General features: G+C 68.3%; 31 protein-coding genes and 2 tRNA genes. 15 read left to right on the top strand and 18 right to left on the bottom strand.

From position 1 onward, the window contains the following. Positions 1-7: 7 nt before the first annotated feature. Positions 8-92, bottom strand: a tRNA-Leu gene (locus OXR60_RS15855). Between the two features lie 107 nt (positions 93-199). On the opposite strand from OXR60_RS15855, the gene OXR60_RS15850 reads away from it, so the two are divergent. Together OXR60_RS15850 and OXR60_RS15845 are read left to right on the top strand one after the other, a co-directional pair. Then, positions 200-358: a hypothetical protein gene (locus tag OXR60_RS15850; protein ID WP_267396909.1), complete on the top strand. Its 159-nt coding sequence runs from the start codon at positions 200-202 to the stop codon at positions 356-358. Positions 359-378: 20 nt separating this feature from the next. Next, a complete protein-coding gene (locus OXR60_RS15845; RefSeq protein WP_267396908.1) occupies positions 379-624 on the top strand; it encodes a hypothetical protein in 246 nt (81 codons plus the stop codon). A gap of 85 nt (positions 625-709) precedes the next feature. On the opposite strand, the gene OXR60_RS15840 is transcribed toward OXR60_RS15845, so the two are convergent. From OXR60_RS15840 to gatC, 6 genes are all read right to left on the bottom strand, one after another. Continuing rightward, positions 710-1,321 (bottom strand): peptidylprolyl isomerase, encoded by a 612-nt coding sequence (locus tag OXR60_RS15840; RefSeq protein ID WP_267396907.1) that lies wholly within the window; start codon positions 1,319-1,321, stop codon positions 710-712. Between the two features lie 91 nt (positions 1,322-1,412). Further along, positions 1,413-2,885, bottom strand: coding sequence for an Asp-tRNA(Asn)/Glu-tRNA(Gln) amidotransferase subunit GatB (gene gatB, locus OXR60_RS15835; protein WP_267396906.1), 1,473 nt, complete (start codon positions 2,883-2,885; stop codon positions 1,413-1,415). Beyond that, the gene (locus OXR60_RS15830) at positions 2,882-3,298 is read right to left on the bottom strand and encodes a type II toxin-antitoxin system VapC family toxin (protein WP_267396905.1); all 417 of its coding nucleotides are present in this window, start codon (positions 3,296-3,298) and stop codon (positions 2,882-2,884) included. The genes gatB and OXR60_RS15830 overlap by 4 nt, the downstream gene beginning before the upstream one ends. Next, positions 3,295-3,597, bottom strand: a complete 303-nt coding sequence (locus OXR60_RS15825) for an AbrB/MazE/SpoVT family DNA-binding domain-containing protein (protein WP_267396904.1) — start codon at positions 3,595-3,597, stop codon at positions 3,295-3,297. The genes OXR60_RS15830 and OXR60_RS15825 overlap by 4 nt, the downstream gene beginning before the upstream one ends. A gap of 48 nt (positions 3,598-3,645) precedes the next feature. After that, positions 3,646-5,130, bottom strand: coding sequence for an Asp-tRNA(Asn)/Glu-tRNA(Gln) amidotransferase subunit GatA (gene gatA / locus OXR60_RS15820; RefSeq protein ID WP_267396903.1), 1,485 nt, complete (start codon positions 5,128-5,130; stop codon positions 3,646-3,648). Beyond that, on the bottom strand, positions 5,130-5,417 hold the full coding sequence (gene gatC / locus OXR60_RS15815; protein WP_267396902.1) for an Asp-tRNA(Asn)/Glu-tRNA(Gln) amidotransferase subunit GatC: 288 nt from the start codon (positions 5,415-5,417) through the stop codon (positions 5,130-5,132). Before gatC ends, gatA begins: the two co-directional genes overlap by 1 nt. Before the next feature lie 80 nt (positions 5,418-5,497). Here gatC and OXR60_RS15810 point away from each other — a divergent pair, with 80 nt between their 5' ends. From OXR60_RS15810 to OXR60_RS15795, 4 genes are all read left to right on the top strand, one after another. Beyond that, positions 5,498-6,622, top strand: coding sequence for a DUF3089 domain-containing protein (locus OXR60_RS15810; RefSeq protein ID WP_267396901.1), 1,125 nt, complete (start codon positions 5,498-5,500; stop codon positions 6,620-6,622). Next, positions 6,619-7,080, top strand: coding sequence for a Holliday junction resolvase RuvX (gene ruvX / locus OXR60_RS15805; RefSeq protein WP_267396900.1), 462 nt, complete (start codon positions 6,619-6,621; stop codon positions 7,078-7,080). The genes OXR60_RS15810 and ruvX overlap by 4 nt, the downstream gene beginning before the upstream one ends. 110 nt (positions 7,081-7,190) lie before the next feature. Further along, the gene (locus tag OXR60_RS15800) at positions 7,191-8,174 is read left to right on the top strand and encodes an aspartate carbamoyltransferase catalytic subunit (RefSeq protein WP_267396899.1); all 984 of its coding nucleotides are present in this window, start codon (positions 7,191-7,193) and stop codon (positions 8,172-8,174) included. Further along, positions 8,171-9,388, top strand: a complete 1,218-nt coding sequence (locus OXR60_RS15795; RefSeq protein ID WP_267396898.1) for an amidohydrolase family protein — start codon at positions 8,171-8,173, stop codon at positions 9,386-9,388. The genes OXR60_RS15800 and OXR60_RS15795 overlap by 4 nt, the downstream gene beginning before the upstream one ends. Positions 9,389-9,465: 77 nt before the next feature. Here OXR60_RS15795 and OXR60_RS15790 read toward each other — a convergent pair whose 3' ends face one another. From OXR60_RS15790 to OXR60_RS15780, 3 genes are read right to left on the bottom strand one after another with little or no spacing between them, the layout of a single operon-like run. Then, positions 9,466-10,770: an SPOR domain-containing protein gene (locus tag OXR60_RS15790; RefSeq protein ID WP_267396897.1), complete on the bottom strand. Its 1,305-nt coding sequence runs from the start codon at positions 10,768-10,770 to the stop codon at positions 9,466-9,468. Between the two features lie 10 nt (positions 10,771-10,780). Further along, entirely contained in the window at positions 10,781-11,410 is a 630-nt protein-coding gene (locus OXR60_RS15785) for a hypothetical protein (protein ID WP_267396896.1), read from the bottom strand. Positions 11,411-11,412: 2 nt separating this feature from the next. Next, on the bottom strand, positions 11,413-12,129 hold the full coding sequence (locus OXR60_RS15780; RefSeq protein ID WP_267396895.1) for a ParA family protein: 717 nt from the start codon (positions 12,127-12,129) through the stop codon (positions 11,413-11,415). Between the two features lie 172 nt (positions 12,130-12,301). Here OXR60_RS15780 and OXR60_RS15775 point away from each other — a divergent pair, with 172 nt between their 5' ends. After that, on the top strand, positions 12,302-13,351 hold the full coding sequence (locus tag OXR60_RS15775; protein ID WP_267396894.1) for an SPOR domain-containing protein: 1,050 nt from the start codon (positions 12,302-12,304) through the stop codon (positions 13,349-13,351). A 67-nt stretch (positions 13,352-13,418) separates the two neighbouring features. On the opposite strand, the gene serB is transcribed toward OXR60_RS15775, so the two are convergent. Further along, positions 13,419-14,297: a phosphoserine phosphatase SerB gene (serB, locus tag OXR60_RS15770; protein ID WP_267396921.1), complete on the bottom strand. Its 879-nt coding sequence runs from the start codon at positions 14,295-14,297 to the stop codon at positions 13,419-13,421. 10 nt (positions 14,298-14,307) lie between these two features. Between serB and miaA the strand changes: the two genes are divergently transcribed. The 5 genes from miaA (at position 14,308) to OXR60_RS15745 (ending at position 19,636) form a co-directional block, all read left to right on the top strand. Then, a complete protein-coding gene (gene miaA / locus OXR60_RS15765; protein ID WP_267396893.1) occupies positions 14,308-15,213 on the top strand; it encodes a tRNA (adenosine(37)-N6)-dimethylallyltransferase MiaA in 906 nt (301 codons plus the stop codon). An 80-nt stretch (positions 15,214-15,293) separates the two neighbouring features. Further along, positions 15,294-17,039: an acetolactate synthase 3 large subunit gene (locus OXR60_RS15760; RefSeq protein WP_267396892.1), complete on the top strand. Its 1,746-nt coding sequence runs from the start codon at positions 15,294-15,296 to the stop codon at positions 17,037-17,039. A gap of 89 nt (positions 17,040-17,128) precedes the next feature. Then, on the top strand, positions 17,129-17,644 hold the full coding sequence (ilvN, locus tag OXR60_RS15755; RefSeq protein WP_267396891.1) for an acetolactate synthase small subunit: 516 nt from the start codon (positions 17,129-17,131) through the stop codon (positions 17,642-17,644). 137 nt (positions 17,645-17,781) lie between these two features. Beyond that, positions 17,782-18,801: a ketol-acid reductoisomerase gene (gene ilvC / locus OXR60_RS15750; RefSeq protein WP_267396890.1), complete on the top strand. Its 1,020-nt coding sequence runs from the start codon at positions 17,782-17,784 to the stop codon at positions 18,799-18,801. Between the two features lie 211 nt (positions 18,802-19,012). Beyond that, the gene (locus tag OXR60_RS15745) at positions 19,013-19,636 is read left to right on the top strand and encodes a YceI family protein (protein ID WP_267396889.1); all 624 of its coding nucleotides are present in this window, start codon (positions 19,013-19,015) and stop codon (positions 19,634-19,636) included. A gap of 49 nt (positions 19,637-19,685) precedes the next feature. Here OXR60_RS15745 and OXR60_RS15740 read toward each other — a convergent pair whose 3' ends face one another. Beyond that, positions 19,686-20,081 (bottom strand): BLUF domain-containing protein, encoded by a 396-nt coding sequence (locus tag OXR60_RS15740; protein ID WP_267396888.1) that lies wholly within the window; start codon positions 20,079-20,081, stop codon positions 19,686-19,688. 283 nt (positions 20,082-20,364) lie between these two features. On the opposite strand from OXR60_RS15740, the gene leuA reads away from it, so the two are divergent. Further along, complete coding sequence (gene leuA, locus OXR60_RS15735; protein ID WP_267396887.1) at positions 20,365-22,020, top strand: 2-isopropylmalate synthase; 1,656 nt, start codon at positions 20,365-20,367, stop codon at positions 22,018-22,020. A 615-nt stretch (positions 22,021-22,635) separates the two neighbouring features. Here leuA and OXR60_RS15730 read toward each other — a convergent pair. Genes OXR60_RS15730 through folE form a run of 3 tightly spaced genes read right to left on the bottom strand, consistent with a single transcriptional unit; the run spans position 22,636 to position 24,351 of the window. Continuing rightward, positions 22,636-22,989: a dihydroneopterin aldolase gene (locus tag OXR60_RS15730; protein ID WP_267396886.1), complete on the bottom strand. Its 354-nt coding sequence runs from the start codon at positions 22,987-22,989 to the stop codon at positions 22,636-22,638. Continuing rightward, positions 22,982-23,728 carry an SDR family oxidoreductase gene (locus OXR60_RS15725; RefSeq protein ID WP_267396885.1) on the bottom strand — a complete coding sequence of 249 codons (747 nt, stop codon included), beginning with the start codon at positions 23,726-23,728 and terminating at the stop codon, positions 22,982-22,984. The genes OXR60_RS15730 and OXR60_RS15725 overlap by 8 nt, the downstream gene beginning before the upstream one ends. Further along, entirely contained in the window at positions 23,725-24,351 is a 627-nt protein-coding gene (gene folE, locus OXR60_RS15720) for a GTP cyclohydrolase I FolE (RefSeq protein ID WP_267396884.1), read from the bottom strand. Before folE ends, OXR60_RS15725 begins: the two co-directional genes overlap by 4 nt. Positions 24,352-24,516: 165 nt before the next feature. On the opposite strand from folE, the gene OXR60_RS15715 reads away from it, so the two are divergent. Continuing rightward, positions 24,517-24,720, top strand: coding sequence for a DUF2945 domain-containing protein (locus tag OXR60_RS15715; protein ID WP_267396883.1), 204 nt, complete (start codon positions 24,517-24,519; stop codon positions 24,718-24,720). A gap of 45 nt (positions 24,721-24,765) precedes the next feature. Then, positions 24,766-25,026: an SWIB/MDM2 domain-containing protein gene (locus OXR60_RS15710; protein ID WP_267396882.1), complete on the top strand. Its 261-nt coding sequence runs from the start codon at positions 24,766-24,768 to the stop codon at positions 25,024-25,026. A 122-nt stretch (positions 25,027-25,148) separates the two neighbouring features. On the opposite strand, the gene OXR60_RS15705 is transcribed toward OXR60_RS15710, so the two are convergent. The 3 genes from OXR60_RS15705 to OXR60_RS15695 form a co-directional block, all read right to left on the bottom strand. Beyond that, positions 25,149-25,274: a hypothetical protein gene (locus OXR60_RS15705; RefSeq protein ID WP_267396881.1), complete on the bottom strand. Its 126-nt coding sequence runs from the start codon at positions 25,272-25,274 to the stop codon at positions 25,149-25,151. Between the two features lie 230 nt (positions 25,275-25,504). Beyond that, positions 25,505-26,017, bottom strand: coding sequence for a hypothetical protein (locus OXR60_RS15700; protein ID WP_267396880.1), 513 nt, complete (start codon positions 26,015-26,017; stop codon positions 25,505-25,507). Positions 26,018-26,505: 488 nt separating this feature from the next. Next, positions 26,506-26,582: transfer RNA gene (locus OXR60_RS15695), tRNA-Arg, on the bottom strand. Between the last annotated feature and the right edge of the window lie 14 nt (positions 26,583-26,596).

Raw genomic sequence — 26,596 nt, 5'->3', positions numbered from 1 at the left:
GCGGGACTGGTGCGGGCGAAGGGACTCGAACCCCCACATCTTGCGATGGCAGGACCTAAACCTGCTGCGTCTACCAATTCCGCCACGCCCGCACAGGACCGCCGTTCGGCGCGCGTCTATACCAGCGTGTAGCGCGGGAGCAAGCGGCGAGGCAACCGCCGCCGATCCAGAACGTTGATAGGGCGAAGGAGAAGACGCCATGGCTACCCAGCCGCCACCGGAGACCCCGGCCCCGAGCCAGCCCGTACAGCCCGAGGCGCCGCCGCCCGAGCTCAACCCGCCGGCCCCCGACTTCGACCAGCCCTCGCCCGGCACCTTCCCCGGCGATCCGGGCACCGCGCAGCCCGCCGAAATCTAAGGCCAAGTTTAAGGATGACCATGAGCGCTTCAGACCCCCATCCCGACAGCCTCCCCGACGAGGCGCCCCAGAGCAACCCGGATAGCCCCGCCGCCGAGCGCGCCGATCCGCGTAGCGACATCGAGCAGATCGTCGAGGCGCGTGCCGATGCCGTCGCCCGCGGCGAAGGCGGCCCCGAGCCGTCGGGGATGACCGACACCGGCGAATATGACGGCACCGCTGGCAGCGGCGGCGTGGTCAAGAACCAGGACCTCGACGCGCAGTAACCGCGACGCGGGGCGGTGTACGGCCGCCCCCGTCTTGGCCGATGCGCCCGGCGTGGCGCCCCTCGTAGGTCGATCGCGCCTGGAGCTACGGCAGCCGCCGCGCCGACAGCACTTTCACCGCCGTCTCGGGCACCTCGCCCTTGAACGAGCCGCGCACCGTCGCGGTCGGCGACACCGGGCCGTCGAGGATGGCGACGATATGATCCATCCCCTCCACCACATGGCCGAACGCCGCATAGCCGAGGTTGTCGCCCGGCTTGCTCGGATCGGCATCGAGCGCGGCGCTCTGGTCGCCGACGCTGATCGTGAAATCGCCGCGCGCGCTGCCGGGCTCGAACCGCGCCACCGAGATCGTGCCCTCGGTATGATGCAGGCCGGTCAGCGTCGTCGGCTCGTGCTTGATCGGCGGCAGCACCCGCTTGGGATCGCCGTTGGTGCCGAACTGGACGAAGCCGAACCGGTCCTGCACCTTCACCGTGCGGTAGAAGGTGACGCCATCGAGCCGCTTGCCGTCGACATATTTGAGGAAATTGCCCGCGGTGATCGGCGCGTGCAGCGTATCGGCCTCGATCACGATGCGCCCGGCGGTGGTGTCGAGCGCGACGCGCGGCAGCGGGGCGGCCGCCTGCTGCGCGGCGACGGATGTCCCACTCAGCGCCAGCGCCGCTACGAGGGTTCGAACAAGCTGGGTCATCATCCGCCTTCTCCCATCCGTCATGCAGGCGACCAAGGGTAGCCCGCACCGATCACGCACCAGCTGGCAACCGCCGCGGTCACCGGCTTGATCGTTACCCAGCCAGCGCCTTCTTGAGCAGCTCGTTGACCACCGCGGGATTGGCCTTGCCGCCCATCGCCTTCATCGTCTGGCCGACGAAGAAGCCGAACAACGCCTCCTTGCCGCCGCGATACTGCTCGAGCTGGTTCGGGCTCTTGGCCATCACCTCGGCGATCACCGCCTCGATCGCGCCGGTGTCGCTGGTCTGCTTGAGACCGCGATCCTCGACGATCTTGCCCGGCGCATCGCCGGTCTTGAGCATCACCTCGAACACCTGCTTGGCGAGGCTGCCCGACAGCGTGCCGTCGGCGACCAGTGCGAGCAGCTCGGCTGCCTGTTCGGGCGTTACCGGCGAGTTGGCGATGTCGCGCCCGGTGCGGTTGAGCGCGCCGAACAGCTCCGACGTCGTCCAGTTCGCCGCCGCGACCGGCTTGGCGCCGGCATCGAGCAGCGTGTCGAACCAGCGCGCCGCCTCCACCTCGGCGGTCAACACCTCGGCCTGATAGGGCGAGATGCCGAGGCCCTCGTAGCGCTTGCGCTTGGCATCGGGCAGCTCGGGCAGCGATGCGCGGCAGGCCTCGAGGAAATCATCCTCGAGCACCAGCGGCAGCAGATCGGGATCGGGGAAATAGCGATAGTCGTGCGCGTCTTCCTTCGAGCGCATCGAGCGGGTGGTGCCGCTCTCGACGTTGAACAGGCGCGTTTCCTGGACGATCTTGCCGCCGGCCTCGATCACCTCGACCTGGCGGTTGGCCTCATAATCGATCGCCGCCATCACGAAGCGCACCGAATTGACGTTCTTGGTCTCGGTCCGCGTGCCGAGTTCCTCGCCCGCCTTGCGCACGGAGACGTTGACGTCGGCGCGCATCGAGCCTTCTTCCATGTTGCCGTCGCAGCTGCCGACGTAGCGCAGGATCGCGCGGAGCTTGCGCAGATACGCGCCCGCCTCGGCGGGCGAGGCCATGTCCGGGCGGCTGACGATCTCCATCAGCGCCACGCCCGAGCGGTTGAGATCGACATAGGAACGGGTCGGATGCTGATCGTGCATCAGCTTGCCCGCGTCCTGCTCGACATGGATGCGCTCGACACCGATCACCTTGGTGGCATCGGGATTCTTGTCGTCGGGGCTGATCTCGATCGCGCCCTCGCCCACCAGCGGATGGTAGAGCTGGCTGATCTGATAGCCCTGCGGCAGATCGGCGTAGAAATAGTTCTTGCGATCGAACCGCGACCATTTGTTGATCTTGGCGTCGATCGCCATGCCGGTGCGCACCGCCTGGCGGATGCACTCGCCGTTGGGCACCGGCAGCATGCCGGGCATCGCCGCATCGACGAGGCTGACCTGGGTGTTGGGCTCGGCGCCGAACTCGGTCGCTGCGCCGGAGAACAATTTGGCGTTGGAGGTGACCTGGGCGTGGACCTCGAGGCCGATCACGACCTCCCATTCACCGGTGGCGCCCTGGATGCGATAGCTTGTCTCGGTCATGGCTGGGTCTCGGGTGTGATAAGAGTTAGGTCGGGGAAGTAGCGAAGATAGAGCCGCGGGTCTCGGGTCAGTAGCGCGGCATTGTCGACCAGCGCCTGCGCGCCGATCAGGAAATCGGGCAGGACACGCGGATGGTCCTCGTCGCGCCTGGTGCGCCGAAAGGACTGAAAACGCTTGCCGGCGACGAATGCCGCGCTGGCGGTCAGCGATTGGGTGCTCATGCTCATCCGATTGAGTTTGCCGGTGAGATCATCGAGCATGTCAAACGTCCAGCTCAATTCGGCAACGACCACGGCACTGATCATGACCGCGCCAGCCTCTGTCGCTAGGGCGAGCCGATCGAATGACCAGCCAAACCAGTGCGGATCACGGCGCAGGATATCGACGACGACGTTCGTGTCGACGAAGGTCACCAATCCTCCTTCCGCCATGGACGGATGGCGTCCATATAGTCGTCCGTTGTGGCAAAGCCGGTGTCCAGCGTGCCAGCCACGGACTCAATCGCGGCGCGAATCCGCTCCCGCCGCTGCTCAGGCGTTTCGGCAGCCGCGCGCGGCAGCACGACGACCTCACCGCAAGCGTTAAGACCCACGGTAATCTCGCCGCCCGGCACCAGACCGGCACGGTCGCGCAAGGTCTTGGGGATGAGCACCTGCCCCTTGCTGGTCATGTTGCCATCGGCAGCATCGGTGATCGGCGAATGCACGTTCATCTGCAATCTCCCGTGTTACCTAACGGTAACACCTTACAGAAGCGTCGTCTACCACCACGCCTGCGGCCGTGCGGTGAAGCCGGCGCGTTCCTCGATCGCGAGGCCGGCGTTCAGCACGCCCTGCTCGTCGCGCGCCTTGCCGATGATCTGCAGCCCGAGCGGCAGTCCCGCCTTGTCGAGCCCGCCCGGCACGCTCATCGCCGGCAGCCCGGCGAGCGAGCTCGGCACGGTGAACACGTCGTTGAGGTACATCGCCAGCGGATCGGCCGATTTCTCGCCGAGCGCGAACGCCGCCGACGGTGCGGTCGGGGTGAGCAGCAGGTCGCAGCTTGCCCAGGCATTGTCGAAGTCGCGTGCGATCAGCGTCCGCACCTTTTGCGCCTGGGTGTAATAGGCGTCGTAGAAGCCCGCCGAGAGCACATAGGTGCCGATCATGATCCGGCGCTTGACCTCAGGCCCGAAGCCGTCGGCGCGGGTTGCGGCATACATGTCCTGCAGCCCGGCGCCATCGGGGAGGTCGCGCAGGCCGTAACGCACGCCGTCATAGCGCGCGAGGTTGGACGAGGCCTCGGCCGGCGCGATGATGTAATAGGCCGGCAGCGCATATTTGGTGTGCGGCAGCGACACCTCGACGATCTCGGCGCCGGCATCCTTGAGCCAGTCGATCCCGGCCTGCCACAGCGCCTCGATCTCCTCGGGCATGCCGTCGACGCGATATTCCTTGGGAATGCCGACGCGCTTGCCGGCCATGCTGCCCGACAGGCCACGCTCCCACTGCGGCACGTCGAGCTGCAGCGAGGTCGCATCCTTGGCGTCGAACCCGGCCATCGCCTCGAGCATGATCGCGCAGTCGCGCACGTCGCGCGCCATCGGCCCGGCCTGGTCGAGGCTCGAGGCGAAGGCGATCGTGCCCCAGCGCGAGCAGCGGCCGTAGGTCGGCTTGATGCCGCTGATCCCGGTGAACGCGGCGGGCTGGCGGATCGAGCCGCCGGTATCGGTACCGGTCGCGCCCGGACACAGCCGTGCCGCGACCGCCGACGAGCTCCCCCCCGACGAGCCGCCCGGCGCGAGCGGGGCATTGCTGCCGTCGGCGCGGCGCCATGGCGAGATGACATTACCGAACGCGGATGTCTCGTTCGACGAGCCCATCGCGAACTGGTCCATGTTGAGCTTGCCGAGCATGCCGGCGCCCGCATCCCACAGATTCTGCGACACCGTTGATTCGTACGGCGGGGTGAAGCCTTCGAGCATGTGGCTCGCCGCGGTGGTGGCGACGTCCTTGGTGCAGAACAGGTCCTTCATCCCGATCGGCACGCCGGCGAGCGGCTTGAGCGTCTCGCCCGCCGCGCGTGCCGTGTCGGCGGCGCGGGCGGCAGCGAGCGCATGCTCGGGGGTTTCGACGAGGAAGGCGTTGAGCGGCTTGGCCTGGGCGACCTTGACAACGAACGCGTCGGCGACCTCGACAGCGGAGAATTTGCCGAGGCGTACGCCGTCGCGGATCGCGGCGATGCCCAGATCGGTCAGCTGGTTCATTATTCGATCACCTTGGGCACGGTGAAGAAGCCGTGCTCTGCCTGGGGGGCGTTGATCATCAGCGCATCGCGGATGCCGCCGTCGGTGACGACGTCGTCGCGCAGGCGCAGATGGTTGGGGATGACGGCGGTCATCGGCTCGACGCCGCTGGTGTCGACCTCGCCCAATTGCTCGATCCAGTCGAGGATGCCATTGAGCTCGGGCACGAGATGGGCCGCGTCCTCATCGGTGATCGCGATGCGCGCGAGCGCGGCGACCTTCTTCACGGTGGTGGTGTCTACGGACATGGCCCGCGGCTAGCACCGCGGCTCGTGGCCGCGCAACCTCATGTTGCCTCGCGCAGCGGCCTCGTCCACATGATCGGGCGATGGCCCGGCGTTTTCTCTACGTGATCGCGTTGCTGATCGTGCTCGTGATCGGCGGCGCCCTCGCCTACCGGCTCTACGGCCCGCAGCTGATGCGGATGGCGCTGGTGCCGAGCGAGGCGTTCCGCCCGCAGCCGGGCGTCGCCGCGGCCGCCTATGACGACCCGAGGATGTGGATCGCCCGTCCGGATATCGCCAACAACCCCGCCCGCTGGACGCCGCCGGGCTACCAGCCGGCGGCCAAGCCGGTGGCGGCGGTGTTCTTCATCCACCCGACCTCGTACATCGGCCGCGACCATTGGAACGCCGCGCTCGACGATGCCGAGACCAACGCACGCGCCGCGATCTTCCTGCGCGGCCAGGCGAGCGCGTTCAACGACGCCGGCGACGTGTGGTCGCCGCGCTACCGCCAGGCGACGTTCGGCGCATTCCTGACCAGCGTCGCCGACGCCAACCGCGCGCTCGACCTTGCTTATGGCGACGTCTCGGCGGCGTTCGACGCCTTCCTGCGCGAAATCGGCCCCACCCGCCCGATCATCCTGGCGGGGCACAGCCAGGGCGCGCTCCACCTCACCCGGCTGCTGCGCGAAAAGGTCGCGGGCACGCCGCTCGCCCGGCGGATCGTCGCCGCTTATGTGGTCGGCTGGCCGGTATCCGCCGCGACCGATCTCGCCGCGCTCGGCCTGCCCGCCTGCACCGCGCCCGATCAGCCGGGCTGCCTGCTGTCATGGGAGAGTTTCGCCGAGCCCGCCGATCCGTCGCTGATCGTCGATACCTACAACCAGACCCGCGGCTTCGATGGTCGTCCGCGCAAGGATACGGCGATGGTCTGCACCAACCCGTTGACCGGCAGCGCCGGCGCGGCGGCGCCGGCTACCGCCAACCTCGGCACGCTCTACCCGTCCGCCGATCTCGCCACCGCGATGATCCGGCCGGGCACGGTGCCGGCACGGTGCGATCCCCGCGGCCTGCTGCTGATCGGCGCCGCGCCGGATCTCGGCAATTACGTGCTGCCCGGCAACAACTACCACGTGTACGATTACAGCCTGTTCTGGGCGAACGTGCGCGCCGACGCCGGGCGCCGGCTGGCGGCGTTCACCGCCGCAGCGCCGAGGAAAAGACGATGATCACCACCGACCTTGCCGCCTTTCGCGCGGTGCTACCCGCGGGCGGCCGCCTGATCGGGCTCGACGTCGGCTCCAAGACGATCGGCACCGCACTGTGCGACGCCGGCTGGAGCTTCGCCAGCCCCGCCGAGCTGATCCGCCGCAGCAAGTTCACCAAGGACAAGGCGGCGCTGATCGCGCTGATCACCGCGCAGCATGTCAAAGGGCTGGTCATCGGCCTGCCGATCAACCTCGACGGTAGCGAAAGCCCGCGCAGCCAGTCGACCCGCGCCTTCGCGCGCAACCTCCTCGATCTCGAACTGCCGATGCTGCTGTGGGACGAGCGCTGGTCCACCGTCGCGGTGGAGCGGTTCATGATCGAACAGGACATGAGCCGCGCCAAGCGCGCCGAGCGGATCGACAACCTCGCCGCCGCGCACATCCTGCAAGGGGCGATCGACGGGCTGGTGGCGGCCTAGCGACACCGGCCTGTTCGTCACCCCAGCGTCCGCTGGCGTGACGGTACGGTGGGCCGCCCCGTCACGGCGCAGTTGCGTCCCCGCCCGCCCGGCAGTAGGCGAGCGCTTTAATGACAGCCTCGGACCACCGCCCCGCTTCCCTGATCCAGGGTGGCGCCGTTTTCCCGCACCGGCACCTCACCGGAATCGACGGGCTCCAGCCGCATGAGATCGCCTTTTTGCTCGACGAGGCGGAGGGCTGGATCGGCGCCAACCGCACCCATGCCGCACCCGACAAAAGGCTAGCGGGCCTCACCCAGATCAACGCCTTCTTCGAAAATTCGACGCGGACGCTGCTGAGCTTCGAGATCGCCGGCAAGCGGCTGGGCGCCGACGTTGTCAACATGCACGCCGCCACCTCGAGCGTGAAGAAGGGCGAGACGCTGATCGATACCGCGCAAACGCTCAACGCGATGCGCGCCGACGTCATCGTGATCCGCCATATGTCGAGCGGTGCGGTGCGGCTGATCGCGGACAAGGTCGATTGCCCGGTGCTCAACGCCGGTGACGGCCGCCACGAGCATCCCACCCAGGCGCTGCTCGACGCGCTCACCATCCGCCGCCGCAAGGGCAGCATCGCCGGCCAGCGCGTGGTGATCTGCGGCGACGTGCTCCACAGCCGCGTTGCCCGCTCCAACATCCTCGCGCTCACCGCGCTCGCCGCCGAGGTCCGCGTCTGCGCGCCCTCGACGCTGATGCCCGCCGCGATCGAGCGGATGGGGGTGACGCCCTTCACCAACTTCGACGAGGCGCTGGTCGGCGCCGATGTGGTGATGATGCTGCGCGTCCAGAACGAGCGGATGGCGGGCGGCTATATCCCCTCCAGCCGCGAATACCGGCTGCGCTACGGCCTGACCCCCGAGCGGCTCGCCAGGGTGCCGGAAGCGCTGGTGATGCACCCGGGACCGATGAATCGCGGCGTCGAGATCGATTCGTCCGTCGCCGACGGGCCGCAGTCCGCGATCACCGAGCAGGTCGAGATGGGCGTCGCGGTGCGCATGGCGTGCCTCGACGTGCTGACCCGGCGAGCCCGCGGCGTGGAGGGCTGGGCATGATCCGCGCCTTCGTCAACGCCACGCTGGTCTGCCCGGTCGCCGGCGTTCGCCCAGGCAGCCTGCTCGTCAAGGACGGCGTCGTCGCCGCGGCGGGAACGATCGACCTGCCGTCGGAGGCCGAGGTGATCGACTGCGGCGGCAAGACGCTCGCGCCGGGGATCATCGATTGCGGCGTCGCCCGGATCGATCGCGCCGCGTTCCGCGCCGGCGGCATCGTCCGCGTCGCGCTGATGCCCGATGGCTCGCCGGTGCTCGACGATCCCGGCATCGTCCAGCGCGCCGCGCTGATCGGCAAGCCCGATCTGTGGATCCACCCGATCGCCGCCGCCACCCGCGGGCTTGAGGGCAAGGACATGGCCGAGATGGCGGTCTGCGCCTCGGCGGGCGCCAAGGCGGTCGGCACCGGCAAGCATTGGATCGCCGATTCGGGGGTGATGGCGCGCGTGCTCGCTTATGCCCGCGATCTCGATATCACGGTGATCAGCCATGCCGAGGACGGCGGGCTCACCGCCGGCGCGGTCGCGACCGATGGCGAGACCGCGACCCGGCTCGGCCTGCCCTCCGCGCCCGCGATCGCCGAGGCGCTGGCGATCGCGCGCGATGTGATGCTCGCCGAGCAGACCGGCGCCCGCCTGCACCTGCGTCAAGTGACCACCGCGGCTGGTTTTGACCTCGTTCGCGCGGCCAAGCGCCGCGGCATCCGCGTCACCTGCGGCATCACCCCCGCCCACCTCCACCTCTCCGAGATCGCGGTGAGCGATTTCCGTACCTTCGCGCATTTGTCGCCGCCCCTGCGCGCCGAGAGCGACCGCCAGGCGGCGGTAGCGGCGATCGCCGACGGCACGATTGATGTGCTCGCCTCGGGCCACGATCCGCGCGGCCCCGAGGAAAAGCGCCTGCCGTTCGCCGATTCGTCCGCCGGCATGGCCGGCGCCGAAACGCTGCTGCCGCTCGCGCTGATGCTAGTCCGTGACGGCCGGCTGACGCTCGATCGCCTGTTTGCGCTGCTCGCGGCCAATCCTGCCAAACTGCTCGGGCTCGATGCGGGGACGCTCGAGCCGAGCAAGCCGGCCGACCTGCTGTTGTTCGATCCCGCGGCGCCGTGGCAGATCGTCGGCGAGGCGTTCCATGCCTCAGCGGGCAACACGCCGTTCGACGGCCTGCCGGTACAGGGCCGCGTGCTGCGGCTGTGGAAGGCCGGGCGGGAGATCTAAAAGCTACGCAAAATGCAACAGCGCCGCCGAGGTATGCCCCGGCGGCGCTTGCATTGTCTCAACGGATAGGGCGCGCCTTAACGGGCGGCGACCTGCAGCGGTGCCTTGGTCCATTGCGCCATCTGGTCGCCGGCTTGGCGGCGGACGAAACAGGCGCCGCCGGAAGCACGATAGGCGCGGCACAGGCGATCGGCGTCGGTGCGGGCAAAGCCGCTCACCGAGAGGCGATAGACGGCGCCGTCGCGCGACATGAAGCGGGTGCCGGTGGGCTGATGCCCCGCGAGCTGGCCGAAGCGCCTGGTTGCACGATCCCAACCGTCCTTGGCGACGCCGGCGTTGGCGAAGGCGCCGATCTGGACGACCCAGTCGCCCCGCGCTGCCGCCGTCGCGACGGGTGCGAAAACGGGCGCCATCCGCGGCCGCACGGCGGCCATCCCAGCCGGACGCGACGGGCGGATCATCATGGTCGGCAGCGGCTGGACCACGGGGCTGGAGGGCGCGAACACGATCTTGGCGAGCATCGGCGGTGCGGCAGGTGCCGCCTCGGCGAGCTGCGGTGCCGCCACGGCTGCGGGCGCGGCCGCTGCCGGCTGATCGACCGCCGCCAGCACCGCCTTGTCGGCGGCGGCCGGCGCGTTGAGCGCCAGCGCGACCGGCTGGCCGCTGTCGGACACCGGGGTGACGCCGAGCAGCGTCGCGACCTGGTCCGATGCGCCCTTGGGCTGCGCGAACGCCGCCCATTGCTGGAGCCGTGCATCGACGTCCGCGGCGGACATGTCGGCGGCGGCGACCACGCGGGCGCCGGTCCAGTTGCCTGCCAGCGCGAGGCTGAGCGCGAGGTTCTGGCGGAGCTTGGCGTCCGCACCCGGGCTGCGCGCGGCTTGGTTGAGCAATTGCACCGCGGCGGCGGGATCACCGGCGAGCGCCAGCGCGAGCCCACGGTCACTGACCGGGATGGTCGCGGCATGGGCATCCAGCGTCTGGCGCGCCTGCGACCAGTCGCCGAGCGCGACCTCGGCGAGCGCGAGGTTGAGCGCGGCGCGGCCGTCGTCGGGCGTCAGTTCGAGCACGTCGGTGAAGGCGGTCCGCGCCGACCCGAACCTCCCGGCGCGCAAATAGCCATGGGCGAGCAGTAGGCGATAGCCGACGTCGCGCGGGCTGAGCTCGACGGCCGCTTCGGCGAAGTGGATCACCGCCTGGTCGTCCTGGCGCGCCATCGCCTTGCGCGCCTTGTCGGCCTGGCGCGCAGCCTGCTTCGCGGCGGCGTCGGTGTTGGGGTTGCTGGCGGAGGCGATGCCGCTGCCCTGGGCGGTGCAGCCCATCATGGTGCCTCCGAACACCAAAGCCGACAGGCCGAGCGAGAAGATCATGCGCGTCTTCATCGAATATTCCTCACTTCGCCGATTTGCGTGGGGCAGCGGCGCAGGGCAGCTGCGAGACCAGCGCCTCGACCTCGGGGATCGCGCCGAGCAGCGCGTCCAGCCCCTGCGTCACCAGATCCTGGGCCGAGCGGTTGGTGATCGCGGTGGCGATCCGCAGCCGCAGGTGGCGATCGGCATCCACCCGCAAGGTGAAAGCCGCCTTGCCGGCATGCTGGGTCTCGCGCCGCAGCCGCGCCGCGGTCGGCAGCGATACCGACTTGACGGCGACCGGCGCCTCGACCTTCGCTTTCAGTGCCTCGCGCTCGACCAGCACGGTTGGGATCGGTTCGTTGGCGGCGTCCGGCACTGCTGCCAGCACCGGCGCTGCCGGTTCGGCCGCGACCACCGGCGGCGCCAGCGCCACGGCAACGGACGCGAGCGGCGCCTCTGATGCCGGCACAGGCTCTGCAGCGGGCTGGACGGTCAACTCGGCGGCGGCAGCCTCACGGCCACCCATGTCGTTCCAGCCGAGATCGTCGAGCCCCTGGGTCACCCCGCCGAAGCCGCCGAACCCCTGGGGGCGCATCGCCGGGCGCGCCTGGCCCTTGCGCGCGAGCAGGCCCGACGACAGCGAGCCCATCGGTTTGGACGAACCGAACATGCTCACCCTCCCACCACGCGGCGGCCGAAGCCGCCGGCCTGCGGCCGCTGGCCGAAGCCGGCGCCGACGGTGGGCACGCTGAACACGGTGCGGCGGAAGTTTTTTTCGAGGCGGTCGGCGATGTAGCCCCACAAGGCTGCGACCTCGGCGGCCGACTTGCCCTTGGGATCGCATTCCATGACGGTGCGGCCGTCGATCATCGAGGCCGCGAAATCGGTGCGCTGGTGGAGCGTGATCGGCGCCACGGTGCCATGTTGCGACAGCGCCACCGCGGCATCGGAGGTGATCCGCGCCTTGGGGGTTGCGGCATTGACGACGAAGATCAGCGGCTTGCCGGCGCGCTCGCAAAGGTCGACGGTGGCGCCGACGGCGCGCAGGTCGTGCGGGCTCGGACGGGTCGGCACCACCACCAGCTCGGCGACGTTGATCACGCTCTGGATCGCCATGGTGATCGCCGGCGGCGTGTCGATCATCGCCAGCTTGAAGCCCTGCTGGCGCAGCACCTCGAGATCGGCGGCGAGCCGCGCCACGGTGGTCTGGGCGAAAGCCGGATATTCCGCGGTGCGCTCGTTCCACCAATCCGCCAGGCTGCCCTGCGGATCGATGTCGATCAGCACGACCGGGCCGTGGCCTGCCATCTGTGCCTGCACGGCGAGATGCCCGGACAGGGTCGTCTTGCCCGATCCACCTTTTTGCGATGCCATCGCGAGAACGCGCATAACGCCCCTTAACCCCCACTATCTGGCACCATGACTGCCATGTCGGGGCTAATTTGGGGTTAACGGCCCCGCAGGTGCCGGGCGGTGACGAGACGGCGCGCGCGGCGGCCGGGCTTTGCATCGGCGCCGCGCCGGGGCATGATGACCCAGAGCAGTAAACAGGATGGAAACGATGCGGTTGATCGGGCGGGTCGCGGGCACGGCGATGATGGCGAGCGCGGCGCTGACGATGGCGATGCTGATGGCGGCGGCACCGGCCGGTGCGCAGAACGTCAAGGCCGGGGTGGATGCCTGGGCGCGGGGTGACTTCAAGGCGGCCGTCGACCAGTGGCGCGGCCCCGCGGTCGCGGGCGATGCCGATGCGCAGTTCAACCTCGGCCAGGCGTATAAGCTCGGTCGCGGCGTGCCGCTCGATCCCGCGCTCGCCGAGAGCTGGTTCCACAAGGCGGCGCTGCAGGGGCATTACCAGGCCGAGGACAATTACGGCCTGGCGCTGTTCCAGGGCGGCAAGAAGGCCGAGGCGCTGCCGTGGCTGGAAAAGTCGGTCGCGCGCGGCGAGCCGCGTGGCGAGCTGGTGCTCGGCACCATGTTGTTCAACGGCGACAGCGTGGCGCGCGATTACCCGCGCGCCTATGCGCTGATGACCCTCGCCCAGCAGGCGGGGCTGAAATCGGCGTCGGAAACGCTGGCGCAGATGGACCAATATATAACGCCCGCCGATCGCGAGCGCGGCGTCGCCCTGGCCCAGCAGCTGGCGGCGCGCCCGCGCCCGGTGGCGCAGGCCGCCGGCGGCAATGTCGGCGAGGCGCGGGTGCCCCCGGCGCAGCGCCCCGGCGGCCCGGAGCGGCTGCCGCCGAGCCACGGCCCGGCCCGCGTGCCGGCACCGATCGTCGCCGCCAAGCCGACGCCGAAGCCGACCCCAAAGCCGAACCCGGCACCCGTCGCCGTCACGGCGCATGCTGCACCGGCACCCAAGCCTGCCGCACCGGCGCCCGAGCGCGCCGCGGGCGGCGGCTGGAAGATCCAGCTCGGCGCGTTCAGCAGCCAGGCCAATGCGCAGAGCCAATGGGCGCAGGTGCGTGGCCGGCTTGCCGGCGCCCAGCCCTCCTATCCGCATGCCGGCACCGTCGTCCGGCTCCAGGCCGGCGGTTATCCCAACAAGGCAGCGGCGCAGCGCGCCTGCGCCGCGAGCAAGGTCGCCTGCGTGGTCGTCGCGCCCTGATCCGGGCGTCGGTCATCCCGGACGCAATACGGGATGGCCACGCCATGGCGGTGGGCGTAACGCGGGCCTAGCTGGCCCATTCGGCGCGGGTGTAGCCCTGCGCATAAAGCAGCGTCGTCAGGTCGCCATGATCCACCCGCGCGGCGGCTGCCGCTGCGACCACCGGCTTGGCGTGATACGCCACCCCCAGCCCGGCGCGTTCGATCATCGCCAGGTCATTGGCGCCATCGCCCACCGCGAGGCTCAGCAGCGGATCGATGCCCTGCGCCGCGATCGTCGCCAGCAGCGTGTCGAGCTTGGTCGCGGCGCCGACGATCGGCTTGGCGACGGTGCCGGTGAGCCTGCCGTCCTCGATCAGCAGCCGGTTAGCGATCGCCCGGTCGAAGCCGATCTCGGCAGCGACCGGTTCGGCGAAGCGGGTGAAGCCGCCCGACACCAGCACCGCCTGTCCGCCGTTCGCGCGCATCGTCCGCACCAGCGCGCGGGCGCCGGGCATGATCGCCACCCGCTCGCGCAGGCATTGTGCGATCACCGCCTCGTCCAGCCCGGCGAGCAGCGCCACCCGCGCATCGAGCGCCCCCTCGAAATCCAGCTCGCCGCGCATCGCCCGCTCGGTGATCGCCGCCACCTCGGGCTTGATCCCGGCGTAATCGGCGAGCTCGTCGATGCATTCGACCGTGATCATCGTCGAATCCATGTCCGCGACCAGCAGCGCCTTGCGGCGACCGAGCGAGGGCTGGACAATCACGTCCATGCCCGCCACCGCCCCCTCCAGCGCCGCCCGCGCGGCGGCGGGATCGAGCGCGAACAACAGGTCGGCCGCCTTGCCCTCGTCGAGCCACGCCGCGCTGCCGGGCGCACAGCCCGCCGCGGTGAGCCGATCGGCGGCGGCGGAAAGATCCCCTGCGGCCAGTGATTCTGCTGCTATCAGCGTTGCCGTGAACAAGGGTCCCTCCATGCCAAGGGTCGCGCTCATCGCAGGGCCGACCGCCAGCGGCAAGTCCGCCGCCGCGCTGCAGCTTGCCGCCGGCCATGAGGGCGTCGTGATCAACGCCGATGCGAGCCAGGTCTATGCCGACTTGCAGCTGCTCAGCGCCCGCCCCTCGTCCGACGAGGAAGCGCGCGTGCAGCACCGCCTGTTCGGCCATGTCGATGGCGCCGACGGCGGCTATTCCGCCGCGCGCTGGGCAGGCGAGGCGCGCGACGCGATCGATGACGCGCATGCGGCGGGCAAGCTGCCGATCCTGGTCGGCGGCACCGGGCTGTACCTGCGCACGTTGATCGACGGAATCGCGCCGGTGCCCGCGATCGATCCCGCGGTCCGCGCCGACGTTCGCGCATTGCCCGTCGCTGAGGCGCATCGCCTGCTTGCCGCCGAGGACCCGGCCGCCGCGGCGCGGCTCGCGCCGGCGGATACCACCCGCGTCGCCCGTGCGCTCGAGGTGGTGCGGGCGACCGGCCGGCCGCTCGCCGCCTGGCAGACAGAGCGGGTCAGCGGGATCGGCGCGCGTATTCGCCTCGCCGCGGCGATCCTGCTGCCGCCGCGCGACCGGCTGATGGCACGGATCGACGCCCGCTGCGCCACGATGATCGAGGGCGGCGCACTCGACGAGGTCGCCCGGCTGGTCGCGCGGACCGACGTGGCTTTCGATGCGCCGATCCGCCGGGCGATCGGCGTCGCACCGCTCGCCGACCACCTCGCGGGCAACCTGTCTCGCGCCGAGGCGCTCGCCCGGCTGCAGCTCGACACCCGCCGCTATGCCAAGCGACAATTCACCTGGTTTCGCAATCAACCGCCCGAGCAATGGATCAGAACAACCGAAAGTTGCGAATTAACATCTTCCATTGAAAGCTTGTTATAGTCAGCTGGGTTGACGCGCACTTTATTAACCGCTAGCCGCCGCTTCCGCAAACAACGTATACACCATCAGGGACGACGAACGTGGCAGAAAAAAGCGGAGCTGACATCCTGGTCGAGGCGCTGTGCGATCTCGGCGTGGAAGTCGTGTTCGGCTATCCGGGCGGTGCCGTCCTGCCGATCTACGATGCCATGTTCCGCTCGGGGCGGCTGAAGCACATCCTGGTCCGCCACGAGCAGGCGGCGACCCATGCCGCCGAGGGCTATGCCCGCTCCACCGGTAAGCCGGGCGTCGTGCTCGTCACCTCGGGCCCGGGCGCGACCAACGCCGTCACCGGGATCACCGACGCGCTGCTCGATTCGATCCCGATGGTGGTGATCACCGGCCAGGTGCCGACCGCGCTGATCGGCACCGATGCCTTTCAGGAGGCCGATACCGTCGGCATCACCCGTCACTGTTCCAAGCACAATTACCTGGTCAAGGACCCGGCGAAGCTCGGCGACGTCATCCATGAGGCGTTCCACATCGCCACCTCGGGTCGCCCCGGGCCGGTGGTGGTCGACATCCCCAAGGACGTCCAGGTCGCCTCGGCGCGCTACGTCAGGCCTGGCCCGATCCAGCACAAGACCTATCGCCCGCAGGTCAAGGCGCCGCAGACCCAGATCGAGCAGCTCGTCGACATGATCGCCGCCGCCGAACGGCCGATCTTCTACACCGGCGGCGGCATCATCAATGCAGGGCCGGCGGCGAGCCAGCTGCTGCGCGAGATGGTTCGCCTCACCGGCGTGCCCGTCACCTCGACGCTGATGGGCCTCGGCGCCTATCCGGCGAGCGGCGAGCAATGGCTGGGCATGCTCGGCATGCACGGCACCTATGAGGCCAACATGGCGATGAACCAGGCCGATCTGGTGGTCGCGATCGGTAGCCGGTTCGACGATCGCGTCACCGGCCGGCTCGACGCGTTCAGCCCGCACAGCCGCAAGGTCCATATCGATATCGACCGGTCGAGCGTGAACAAGAACGTCCGCGTCGATCTCGCGATCATCGCCGATGCCGGCCACGCGCTCGAAGACATGGTGCGGATCTGGAAGAGCCGCCAGCATCCGCGGCCCGACACGATCGACTGGCAGCGGCGGATCGCCGGCTGGCGCGCGGTGAAGAGCCTCGACTTCCCGGAATCGACCACCGAGATCATGCCGCAGCGTGCCGTACGTGCGCTGTGGGAGGCGACCCATGCCCGCTCGCCGATCATCACCACCGAGGTTGGCCAGCACCAGATGTGGGCCGCCCAGCATTTCGGCTTCGAGGGCCCGAACAAGTGGCTTACCAGCGGTGGGCTCGGCACCATGGGCTATGGCCTGCCTGCCGCGATCGGCGCGCAGCTCGGCAACCCCAAGGCGCTGGTGATCGACATCGCCGGCGAGGCGAGCATCCAGATGAACATCCAGGAGCTCGCCACCGCCACGCAATATCGCCTGCCGGTCAAGGTGTTCATCCTCAACAACGAATATATGGGCATGGTCCGCCAGTGGCAGGAGCTGACCTATTCGTCGCGCTATGCCGAAAGCTACAGCGAGAGCCTGCCGGACTTCGTGCGGCTGTCCGAAGCCTATGGCTGGAAGGGCATCCGCATCGAGGCGCCGGGCGATCTGGATGACGGCATCCAGGCGATGCTCGATCATGACGGCCCGGTGATGGTCGATTGCCGGGTGGCGAAGCTCGCCAACTGCTTCCCGATGATCCCGAGCGGCGCGGCGCATACCGACATGATCCTCCAGGCGAACGAGGTGTCGGGCGAGATGGACGACGAGGCCAAGGCGCTGGTGTAGCCGCCACCCCGGCGCCGCCCGGGATCGCAGGCCGCAGGCGCACGCTCATCTAACAGGGAGACCCCGGCTGTCGCCGGGGTGACGATCTAGTGCACATCAAGACCGAAACCACCGAGCGCCACACGCTCGCCGTCGTCGTCGACAACGAGCCGGGCATCCTCGCCCGCATCGCCGGCCTGTTCACCGCCCGTGGCTACAATATCGAGAGCCTGACGGTGTCCGAGATCACCGAGGACAAGGCGGTGAGCCGGATCACGATCGTCACCACGGCGTCGCCGCCGGTGATGGAGCAGATCATCGCCCAGCTCGACCGGCTGGTGCCGGTGCATTCGGTGACCGACCTCACCGCGCAGGGCGCGCATGTCGAGCGCGAGCTGGCGCTGGTCAAGGTCCGCGGCACCGGCGACCACCGGATCGAGGCGCTGCGCCTCGCCGACGTCTATCGCGCCCGCGTTGTCGACGCGACCATCGCGAGCTTCGTGTTCGAGGTAACCGGTGGCCGCGAGAAGATCGACAAGTTCATCGAGCTGATGGCGGAGGTCGGCCTGATCGAGGTCGCCCGCACCGGCATCGTCGCCATCGCCCGCGGGCGCGAAGCGGCGTAAGCTTCACCGGCTTTCGTCTTCCACCCACCCCGTCTCCCCAGCGAACGCTGGGGTCTCCAGGTTCGGGCGTACCGCTCTCGCCGCCTGAGATCCCCGCGTTCGCTGGGATGACGCCTTCCGAAGAAAGGACCACTCCCATGCGTGTCTATTACGATCGCGACGCCGATCTCAACCTGATCACCGACAAGAAGATCGCCATCGTCGGCTATGGCAGCCAGGGCCATGCCCATGCCCAGAACCTGCGTGACAGCGGCGTCAAGGATGTCGCGATTGCGCTGCGCGAGGGATCGGCCACCGCCAAGAAGGCGATCGACGCCGGCTTTGCGGTCAAGTCCAACAAGGAAGCCGCGGCCTGGGCCGATATCGTCATGATCCTCGCGCCCGACGAGCATCAGGCCGCGATCTACGCCGCCGATCTCCACGATCATATGAAGCAGGGCGCCGCGCTCGCCTTCGCGCATGGCCTCAACGTCCACTTCGGGCTGATCGAGCCGCGCGCCGACCTCGACGTGATCATGATCGCGCCCAAGGGCCCGGGCCACACCGTGCGCTCCGAATATGTCCGCGGCGGCGGCGTGCCCTGCCTGATCGCGATCGATCAGGACAAGAGCGGCAACGCGCATGACGTCGCGCTCGCTTACGCCTCGGGGGTCGGTGGCGGCCGCTCGGGGATCATCGAGACCAACTTCCGCGAGGAATGCGAGACTGACCTGTTCGGCGAGCAGGCGGTGCTGTGCGGCGGCATCACCCACCTCATCCAGGCGGGCTTCGAGACGCTGGTCGAGGCCGGCTACGCGCCCGAGATGGCGTATTTCGAATGCCTCCACGAGACCAAGCTGATCGTCGACCTGCTCTATGAGGGCGGCATCGCCAACATGCGCTATTCGATCTCGAACACCGCGGAATATGGCGACATCACCACTGGCCCGCGGATCATCACGGCGGAAACCAAGGCCGAGATGAAGCGCGTGCTCGCCGACATCCAGGGCGGCCGCTTCGTCAAAAACTTCGTGCTCGACAACCGCGCCGGCCAGCCCGAGCTCAAGGCCGCACGCAAGGCCGCCGCGGCGCATCCGATCGAGAAGATCGGCAGCGAGCTGCGCGCAATGATGCCGTGGATCGGCGCCAACAAGCTGGTCGACAAGGACAAGAACTAAGCGGCTGCCGCCACCCCGACCGTCCGTGCCGAGCCTGTCGAGCACATGAGCCCGTTGCCCTGCGACGGGCTGAGGACGGACGGGGTGTCGCGGGAGTGGCCCTCCGCCAGGCGATCACCCCCGAAACGATCCGTTGCCGCGGTGGGGGTTTGACCGCACGCAGGCAACGCCCCACCATGGCGCATCACCACTCCGTCGAAAGACCGATCCCATGCGCTACGCTCTCGCCGCTGCCCTTGCCGCCACCCTCGCGGTACCCGCCGTCGCCCAGATCATCCCCTCGACCGCCAGCCAGCCCGGCGCCGCCACCGCGTCGCGGATCACCGCCGGCACCTATGCCGTCGATCCGGCGCACACCCAGGTGGCGTGGGAAGTGAACCACATGGGCTTCTCGATCCTCGAAGGCCTGTTCGGCCCGTCGACCGGCTCCATCACCATCGATCCCGCCAAGCCCGCCGCGACCAAGGTCGATGTCACCTTCGACATGGCCAAGCCCGGCGTCAGCTTCCCGCTGTTCGCCGAGCATCTGCAGTCGACCAACTTCTTCGATGCGGCCAAATATCCGACCGCGCATTTCGTCTCGACCAGCGTGACGCCCCACGCCGGCAACAAGGCGACGATCGTCGGCAACCTGACGATCAAGGACCAGACCAAGCCGGTGACGCTCGAAGCGACCTTCATCGGCGCGGGCAACAACCCGATGAACAAGCAGCTCAACTTCGGCTTCAGCGCAACGGGTTCGATCAAGCGCAGCGACTTCGGCGTCGGCGCCTATGCGCCGGTCGTCTCGGACGAGGTCAAGCTGCACATCCACGCCGCCTTCGCCGCCAAGTAACCATCGGCTCGCGCGGCGCCCCCGGGTGCCGCGCGGATCGCCTGGCCCATCACGCGGCGCGGCGTACCTTGGCGAAGCTCTCGAATGTCGCACGCACCGACGGGCTGGCGCCCGCCGTCAGCGCCACCACGCGATCCAGCGCGGCATCGGCGGCATCCGCCGGCGCATTATAGGCCATCGCCCAGTCGCCGAACTCGCGCTGCTCGATGAGGCGGTCAGACAATACGACCACGGCCCGGTGCCGCTCGTCCGTCATGATCCGCGCGAACGTTGCCTCGACCTGGGACTCGTCACCCTCCAGCGCCTGAAGGAAGCGCTTGCCATCGAAGAACAACAGCCCGGTCACGCAGGCGCGGGCATTGTTGCGCCGCGAGATGGCGAGGATCGCTGTCGGGTCGACGCTCGCCTGCGGATGGATGCTGCTGATATAGACGAGTTGCCGCATGGTGCTCTTCCAACGTAGGTTAGTGGGACAGCATCGGGCCCCTTCTTGCTCTAGCCGACCGTTGGTTAATCAACGGTAATGCAAGTGGGCATGAGACGGCTGGACAAGCCCCGGGCGCTGCGCCAGAACCGCCGCCGTGACCCGCACTCTCCGCCTGACGCTTCGACTTACGCGCCCTTAGGGGCTGCCGCGCGGCGAGGCCGCGCCTGCCCCTGAGGGGTTTACTCGAGCATATCAGCGACCCGTGTGGGGCCTTGCCCCGTGCCGACCCGAGAGTTTTTCCATGTTGCGCGATCCTTCCAGCAAATACCGTCCCTTCCCGCAGATCGACCTGCCGAATCGGCAATGGCCCGGGCGCACCATCACCCAGGCACCGCGATGGCTCTCCACCGACCTGCGCGATGGCAACCAGGCGCTGATCGATCCGATGGATGCGGAGAAGAAGACCCGCTTCTTCGATCTGCTGCTCAAGGTCGGGCTCAAGGAGATCGAGGTCGGCTTCCCCTCGGCCGGCGCTACCGAGTTCGATTTCATCTCGGGGCTGGTGCGCGACGATCGCATCCCCGACGATGTCTTCATCCAGGTGCTCACCCAATCGCGCCGCGACCTGATCGAGACTACCTTCGCCTCCCTCGACGGCGCCAAGCAGGCGATCGTTCACGTCTACAACGCCGTTAGCCCGGCGTGGCGCAAGATCGTGTTCGGCATGGATCGCACCCAGGTGAAGCAAATCGCGGTGGACGGCGCCAAGGTGCTGCGCGACCAGGCTGCCGCGCATCCGAACACCGACTGGCATTTCGAATACAGCCCCGAGACCTTCTCCACTGCCGAACTCGATTTCTCGATCGAGGTCTGCGAGGCCGTGATGGACGTGCTCCAGCCGACCGCCGAGCGCCCGCTGATCCTCAACCTCCCCGCCACCGTCGAATGCGCGACGCCGAACGTCTATGCCGACCAGATCGAATGGTTTGGCCGGCACATCCGCAATCGCGACAGCGTGGTGATCAGCCTCCACCCGCACAACGACCGCGGCACCGGCGTCGCCGCGGCCGAACTCGGGCTGATGGCCGGTGCCGACCGGGTCGAGGGCTGCCTGCTCGGCAATGGCGAGCGTACCGGTAATTGCGATCTGGTGACGGTGGCGCTCAACATGTACACGCAGGGCGTGGCGCCGGGGCTCGACCTGTCGGACATCGACGGCATCGTCAACACCGTCAATTATTGCACCAACATCCCTGTTCACCCGCGCACGCCCTATGCCGGCGACCTCGTGTTCACGGCCTTCTCCGGCAGCCACCAGGACGCGATCAAGAAGGGCTTTGCGGCCCAGGCCGCACGCAACGACGGGCTGTGGGAAGTGCCCTATCTGCCGATCGATCCCGCCGATCTCGGCCGCAGCTACGAAGCGGTGATCCGCGTCAATTCGCAATCCGGCAAGGGCGGCGTCGCCTGGGTGATCGAGCAGGACAAGGGGCTCAAGCTGCCCAAGCGCCTGCAGGCCGATTTCAGCCGCCACGTTCAGGCGATGGCCGACGAGACCAGCCGCGAACTCAATGCTGCCGACATCTGGGGCCGGTTCGAAGCGACCTACCTGCCACGCGCCGACGATCGTTTCGTGCTGCGCGATTATGAGGAAAGCGGCGGCGCCGGCAATCGTCTGTTCGTCGGCCGGGTCGCGGTGGATGGGGCCGAGCGCTCGATTTCGGGGCGCGGCAACGGGCTGATCTCGGGCGTGGTCGCCGCGCTCGGCGATACCGGGCCGGCGCTCGACGTGGTCGACTATAACGAGCATGCGATCGGCCATGGCGCCGATGCCCAGGCCGCGGCCTATGTCGAATGCCGCACCGCGAGCGGCGCCACGGTGTTCGGCGTGGGTCTCGACACCGACATCGCCACCGCCAGCGTCCGCGCCGTACTCAGCGCGGCGAATCGCATCTGACTGAAGGGGCCTGCGCGGCGATGCCGTGGCAGGCCGTTCACCGCGACCGGCTCTTCGATGCGGGATGGCAGGATGGAGCTGCGCGACCGGCCGATGTCGCAAGCAAACAAGCATCAACCAACTAGCCGTCATCCCGCAACGGCTGAGGTACTTTCGTGGCGCGCGTCGTCCGCGCCTCGCTAGCGCCCAGCGTACGCTGGGATGTCGGTATCAGAGGATGTGGGAGGCACATCGGACGCGGCATCAACCGCAATCCGGGCCTCAACCCTGGCGCGCTGCCCGCGCCCTGTCTGCACGTCTAACAACGGCGACGACGCGCCCGTCATCAATCCGGCCGGCGTCCCCCGCCGGCCGTCATCATCATCAGAAGATAAGGGCGCCGATCACGGCCCAGAGCGCGAGGCTCATCGGAATGGCGATCAGGACGCCATGGGCGCCGAACGGATGGTTGGTCGACGGCTGATACGGCAACTGACGGTTCACGCTCATCTCTCCTGCATTGTTCCTGCGGCGCTTTTGCTGCCGGCATGTGGTCAATGTTTCAAAACGGGACCGGTTGCAAGCGTTCCTTAAATTCTTTTTGGTTTTCGGGTATGGTGCGCGACCGCAGCGGGGTTAGCCGCGGGTGCGGACGATTGCGCAGCCGATCCGCGCATCGGGATAGATATCGGTCTTCGAGGTGCGCACGCTCACCTGGGTCACACGAGGATCGGCCAGGCATATGGCGGCGATCGCCTCGCACAGCGTTTCCTGCAGCGAAAAGTGGCGGCCCGCGGCAAGCGCGAGGATGCCTTCGCGGACGAAATCGTAATCGAGCACCTCGTCGATCGCATCCTCGGCCGGCGCTTGCGGGTAGCGCACCGTCATCTCGACCGAGATGATCACGCGTTGCGGTTCTGCCTCGCGCGGGTGGATGCCGAGGCGGATCATCACCTCCAGCGCGTCGAGGATGATCAGATAGTCAGCCACGTGCGCGCTCGAACATCACGTCGCGCGGCCGCGCCAGGAAACGCTGGCCGGCGTCGACGAACATTGTCTCGCCGCTGACGCCGCGCGCGCCGATCAGGAACGCCACCGCCGCGGCGACATCGTCGGGCTCGACTGGGCGCTGCAGGGCGTTGGTCGAGGCGACGGCCCGGAACTCCTCGTCGCTCTGGTCGCCGCTCGGCAGCGACAGGCCGGGGGCGACCGCGTTGACTGCGATCCGCGGGCCCAGCGCCTGCGCCAGCATCGTCGTCGCCCCGGCAAGCGCGATCTTGGTCAGCGTATAGGAGAAGAAATCGGGGTTCAGGTTTGCGACCTTCTGGTCGAGCAGGTTGACCACGGCGCCCTCGGCGACGTCGTGTTGCGCCGCCAGCGCCGCGGCCAGCTGCACCGGCGCCAGCAGATTGATCGCGTGCAGCCGCTCGGCGAGCGGGCGATCGATCGCCTGGGGGGCGTCATACTCGAACAGCGAGGCGCTGCTGACCAACCCGTCGATCGCGCTGCCGCTCGCGGCCCGTGCCGCGTCGATCAGCCCGGCGACCGCGGCTGCATCGGCAAGGTCCGCCTGTACCGTCACGCCGCCGACCTCGTCGGCCAGTCGCTCCGCTGCCTCCGCCGAGCTGCCGTAGTGGATCACCGGCCGATGCCCCTCGGCTGCCAGCCGGCGGACGATGCACGCCCCCAACCGCTTGGCGCCGCCGGTCACCAGCACGGTGCGGTTCACCCGCGCAGGCCCATCAGCGACAGCACTTCCTTGCGGCTGCGCTCGTCGTCGCGGAACACGCCCATCATTCGGCTGGTGGCCATCGTCACGCCGGGGGTACGCACGCCACGCGCGGTCATGCAGGCATGGCTCGCCTCGATCACCACCGCGACACCCTGGGGCTTCAGATTGTCCCAGATGCAATCCGCGACCTCGGCGGTGAGCCGCTCCTGCACCTGCAGCCGCCGCGCGAAGCCGTGCAGCACCCGGGCAAGCTTGGAGATGCCGACGACATGGTCGCGCGGCAGATAGGCGATGTGCGCCTTGCCAATGATCGGCGCCATGTGGTGCTCGCAATGCGACTGGAACGGGATGTCCTTGAGCAGCACGATCTCGTCATAGCCGCCCACCTCTTCGAACACCCGCTCGAGGTGATGCGCGGGATCGTCGCCATAGCCGGCGCAATATTCCTTCCACGCCTTGGCGACGCGGCGTGGGGTGTCGATCAGCCCTTCGCGGGTGGGGTCGTCGCCCGCCCAGCGGATCAGCGTCCGGATCGCCTCGGCGACATCGGCGGGCACGGCGGGCGTGGCGGCGGCGGCGACCAGATCGCCCTCGTCCGGGGTAGCGCGTTGATCAGCCATGGGCAGGTCGCATGGAAGGTTGCTGCACGTCGTTCATCCTGCTGCCGGCTCCGGCGGGAACCGCGTTGCCTGCGTCGCTACCATGGGCGCGCAGGTGTCGTCACCCCAACCGTGCAACCCTTGGCGGCGTCGCGCGCTTCAGGTGGAGCAATCAGGAGAGCGACGATGACGGATCCCAAGGTCGGCGACAAGGTCAGCTGGAAGAGCCACGGTGGCACCGCGCATGGCAAGGTCGAGAAAAAGCAGACCAGCGACACCCAGATCAAGGGCCACACGGTCCGCGCTTCCAAGGAGGAACCGCAGTTTATCGTAGAGAGTGACAACGGCGGCAAGGCAGCGCACAAGGCGGGCGCGCTGAAAAAGGCGTGATTCACGTGGCCGGGAATGGACCGGGCGCGAACAGGAAGGAATCCGATGGCTACTGCACCAAAGACCGGCGGCATCCACGCCCCCGTCCAGCCCTCTGAAGAGCTCGGCGCCGTGGTCGGCAACGAGAAGCTGCCGCGCAGCGAGGTGATCAGCAAGGTGTGGGCTTATATCAAGTCCAACGACCTGCAGAACCCCGAGAACAAGCGCGAGATTCTCGCCGACGAGAAGCTCAAGAAGGTATTCGGCCGCGACAAGGTGACGATGTTTGAGATGAACAAGTACATCTCGCAGCACGTCAAGGCCTGAAGGCCGGTTCGACCAGGGAACGCCGCCCGCATGGGCCGGCGGCGTTCCCGGAAGACTTCATCCAACCGCTATAACGTCTCTCTGATCACCACGCCCTGCGCCGCAGCACGCGGCGGCCCGGCTCAGCGCCTCGGCAGCGACAGGAACGGCATGGCGATCGCCGAGGCAATGATCCGCGCGACGCCGGCAGCCACATAGACCCAGAAGGTCAGCGGCTTGGGCCAGTTGCTCGCTGCCTTAATCGACATAACGGTCCCCAGCGGCCACATAGCCGCGGAACAGCGTCACTGCGCTCAGGTTGCGTCCAGGGTACATCGCATCGGTCCACGCGCTCCGGAAGGGAGCTCAGTCATGGCCCGTACGGCCTTCATGTTGCAGTGGTTTTACAGCCGCGGCGCGTTCGCGCCGGCAAGGGGGAACCATTCACCGCCGATGGCCGGCGCTCGACCGACGGCGCCGAGGGCATCGTCGCCCGCGCTTACGGTTGCAGCAGCCGGATCAATCCAAGCACCGCCGCCCAGGCACCAGCCGCCAGGCCCGCCGCCAGCAGCACCCTCACCGCGCCGGCATATTTGCCCACCACCGGCTCCGGATAGGGCGGCACCATCACGGCAAGCCCCGCCGCCGCTTCGTTGTCATGCTGCTGTGGCTCGTCGCCGAGCGCGCCATCGAAGCGCCGCGCCAGTGCGAGTTCCGCAGGGGACAGCGGCGCGACGAACGCCAGGCGGCAACCCGGCTGATCGACCGCGATCACCGTCGCCGCGCGCTCGCCGATCCCGGCAAGATCGACCACCAGCCTCTCGCCAACGCTGAGCGCGCCCCCCGGCGCAGCCCCGCCGGCGACCACGACGTCCTGGGCCGACAAGGCCGTGACCACCACATCGGTAATGGCCAGGTCGGTTTTGGCCGCGCGCGCGCCGCGCGGCCTTGCCTTGGACGTGGCGGCCACAGATGGATCGGCGCCACGATACAGCGCCACCCCGTGCAACATCAATCCTCTCCCCTGCCGTCCCTTGACCGATCCCTGATCATCCATAGGTGATCATCCCCGTCGGCCATGACCTTGCCACCGCCAGCCTCTAGCTGGTCACTATATCGGCGATCGGGCGCGATCTATTCTGACTTATCTATAATCGCATCCGTTTTGGTTGTGCTTTCACCCGCCAACCAGCCTCAACCGACTCGATTCCGCAGACTTCAACCCGATCATCTTGCTACCGATCACCCGGTATCGCCGTCACTACACTAACCGCCACGACGCCGATCCCCCCGACGTCTATAGTCGCTGGTAGCTAATCACGATGTTTACGTATACGTCGTAGAAGTACGCAATTCTTTCACGCCAATTAACCGAAAGTCGGTTTGCCAATCGCGCCAAGTGGCTGCGATACGCATAAACTTAACTCGACGGGGAGCTAAGCCTGCCGCCGCCGGCGCTACAGGGCGCCCGACTGACAAACATGGCGATGGCGAGGGAGGTGGTGACCCCGACTGGATTCGAACCAGTGGCCCCCAGATTAGGAATCTGATGCTCTATCCGACTGAGCTACGGAGTCACGCGGGTCTAGAT

Source organism: Sphingomonas sp. GC_Shp_5, from assembly GCF_026540855.1.
GTDB lineage: Bacteria > Pseudomonadota > Alphaproteobacteria > Sphingomonadales > Sphingomonadaceae > Sphingomonas.
The sequence above is the reverse complement of the archived record's forward strand: the minus strand, read 5'-3'. Positions and strand labels throughout refer to the sequence as shown.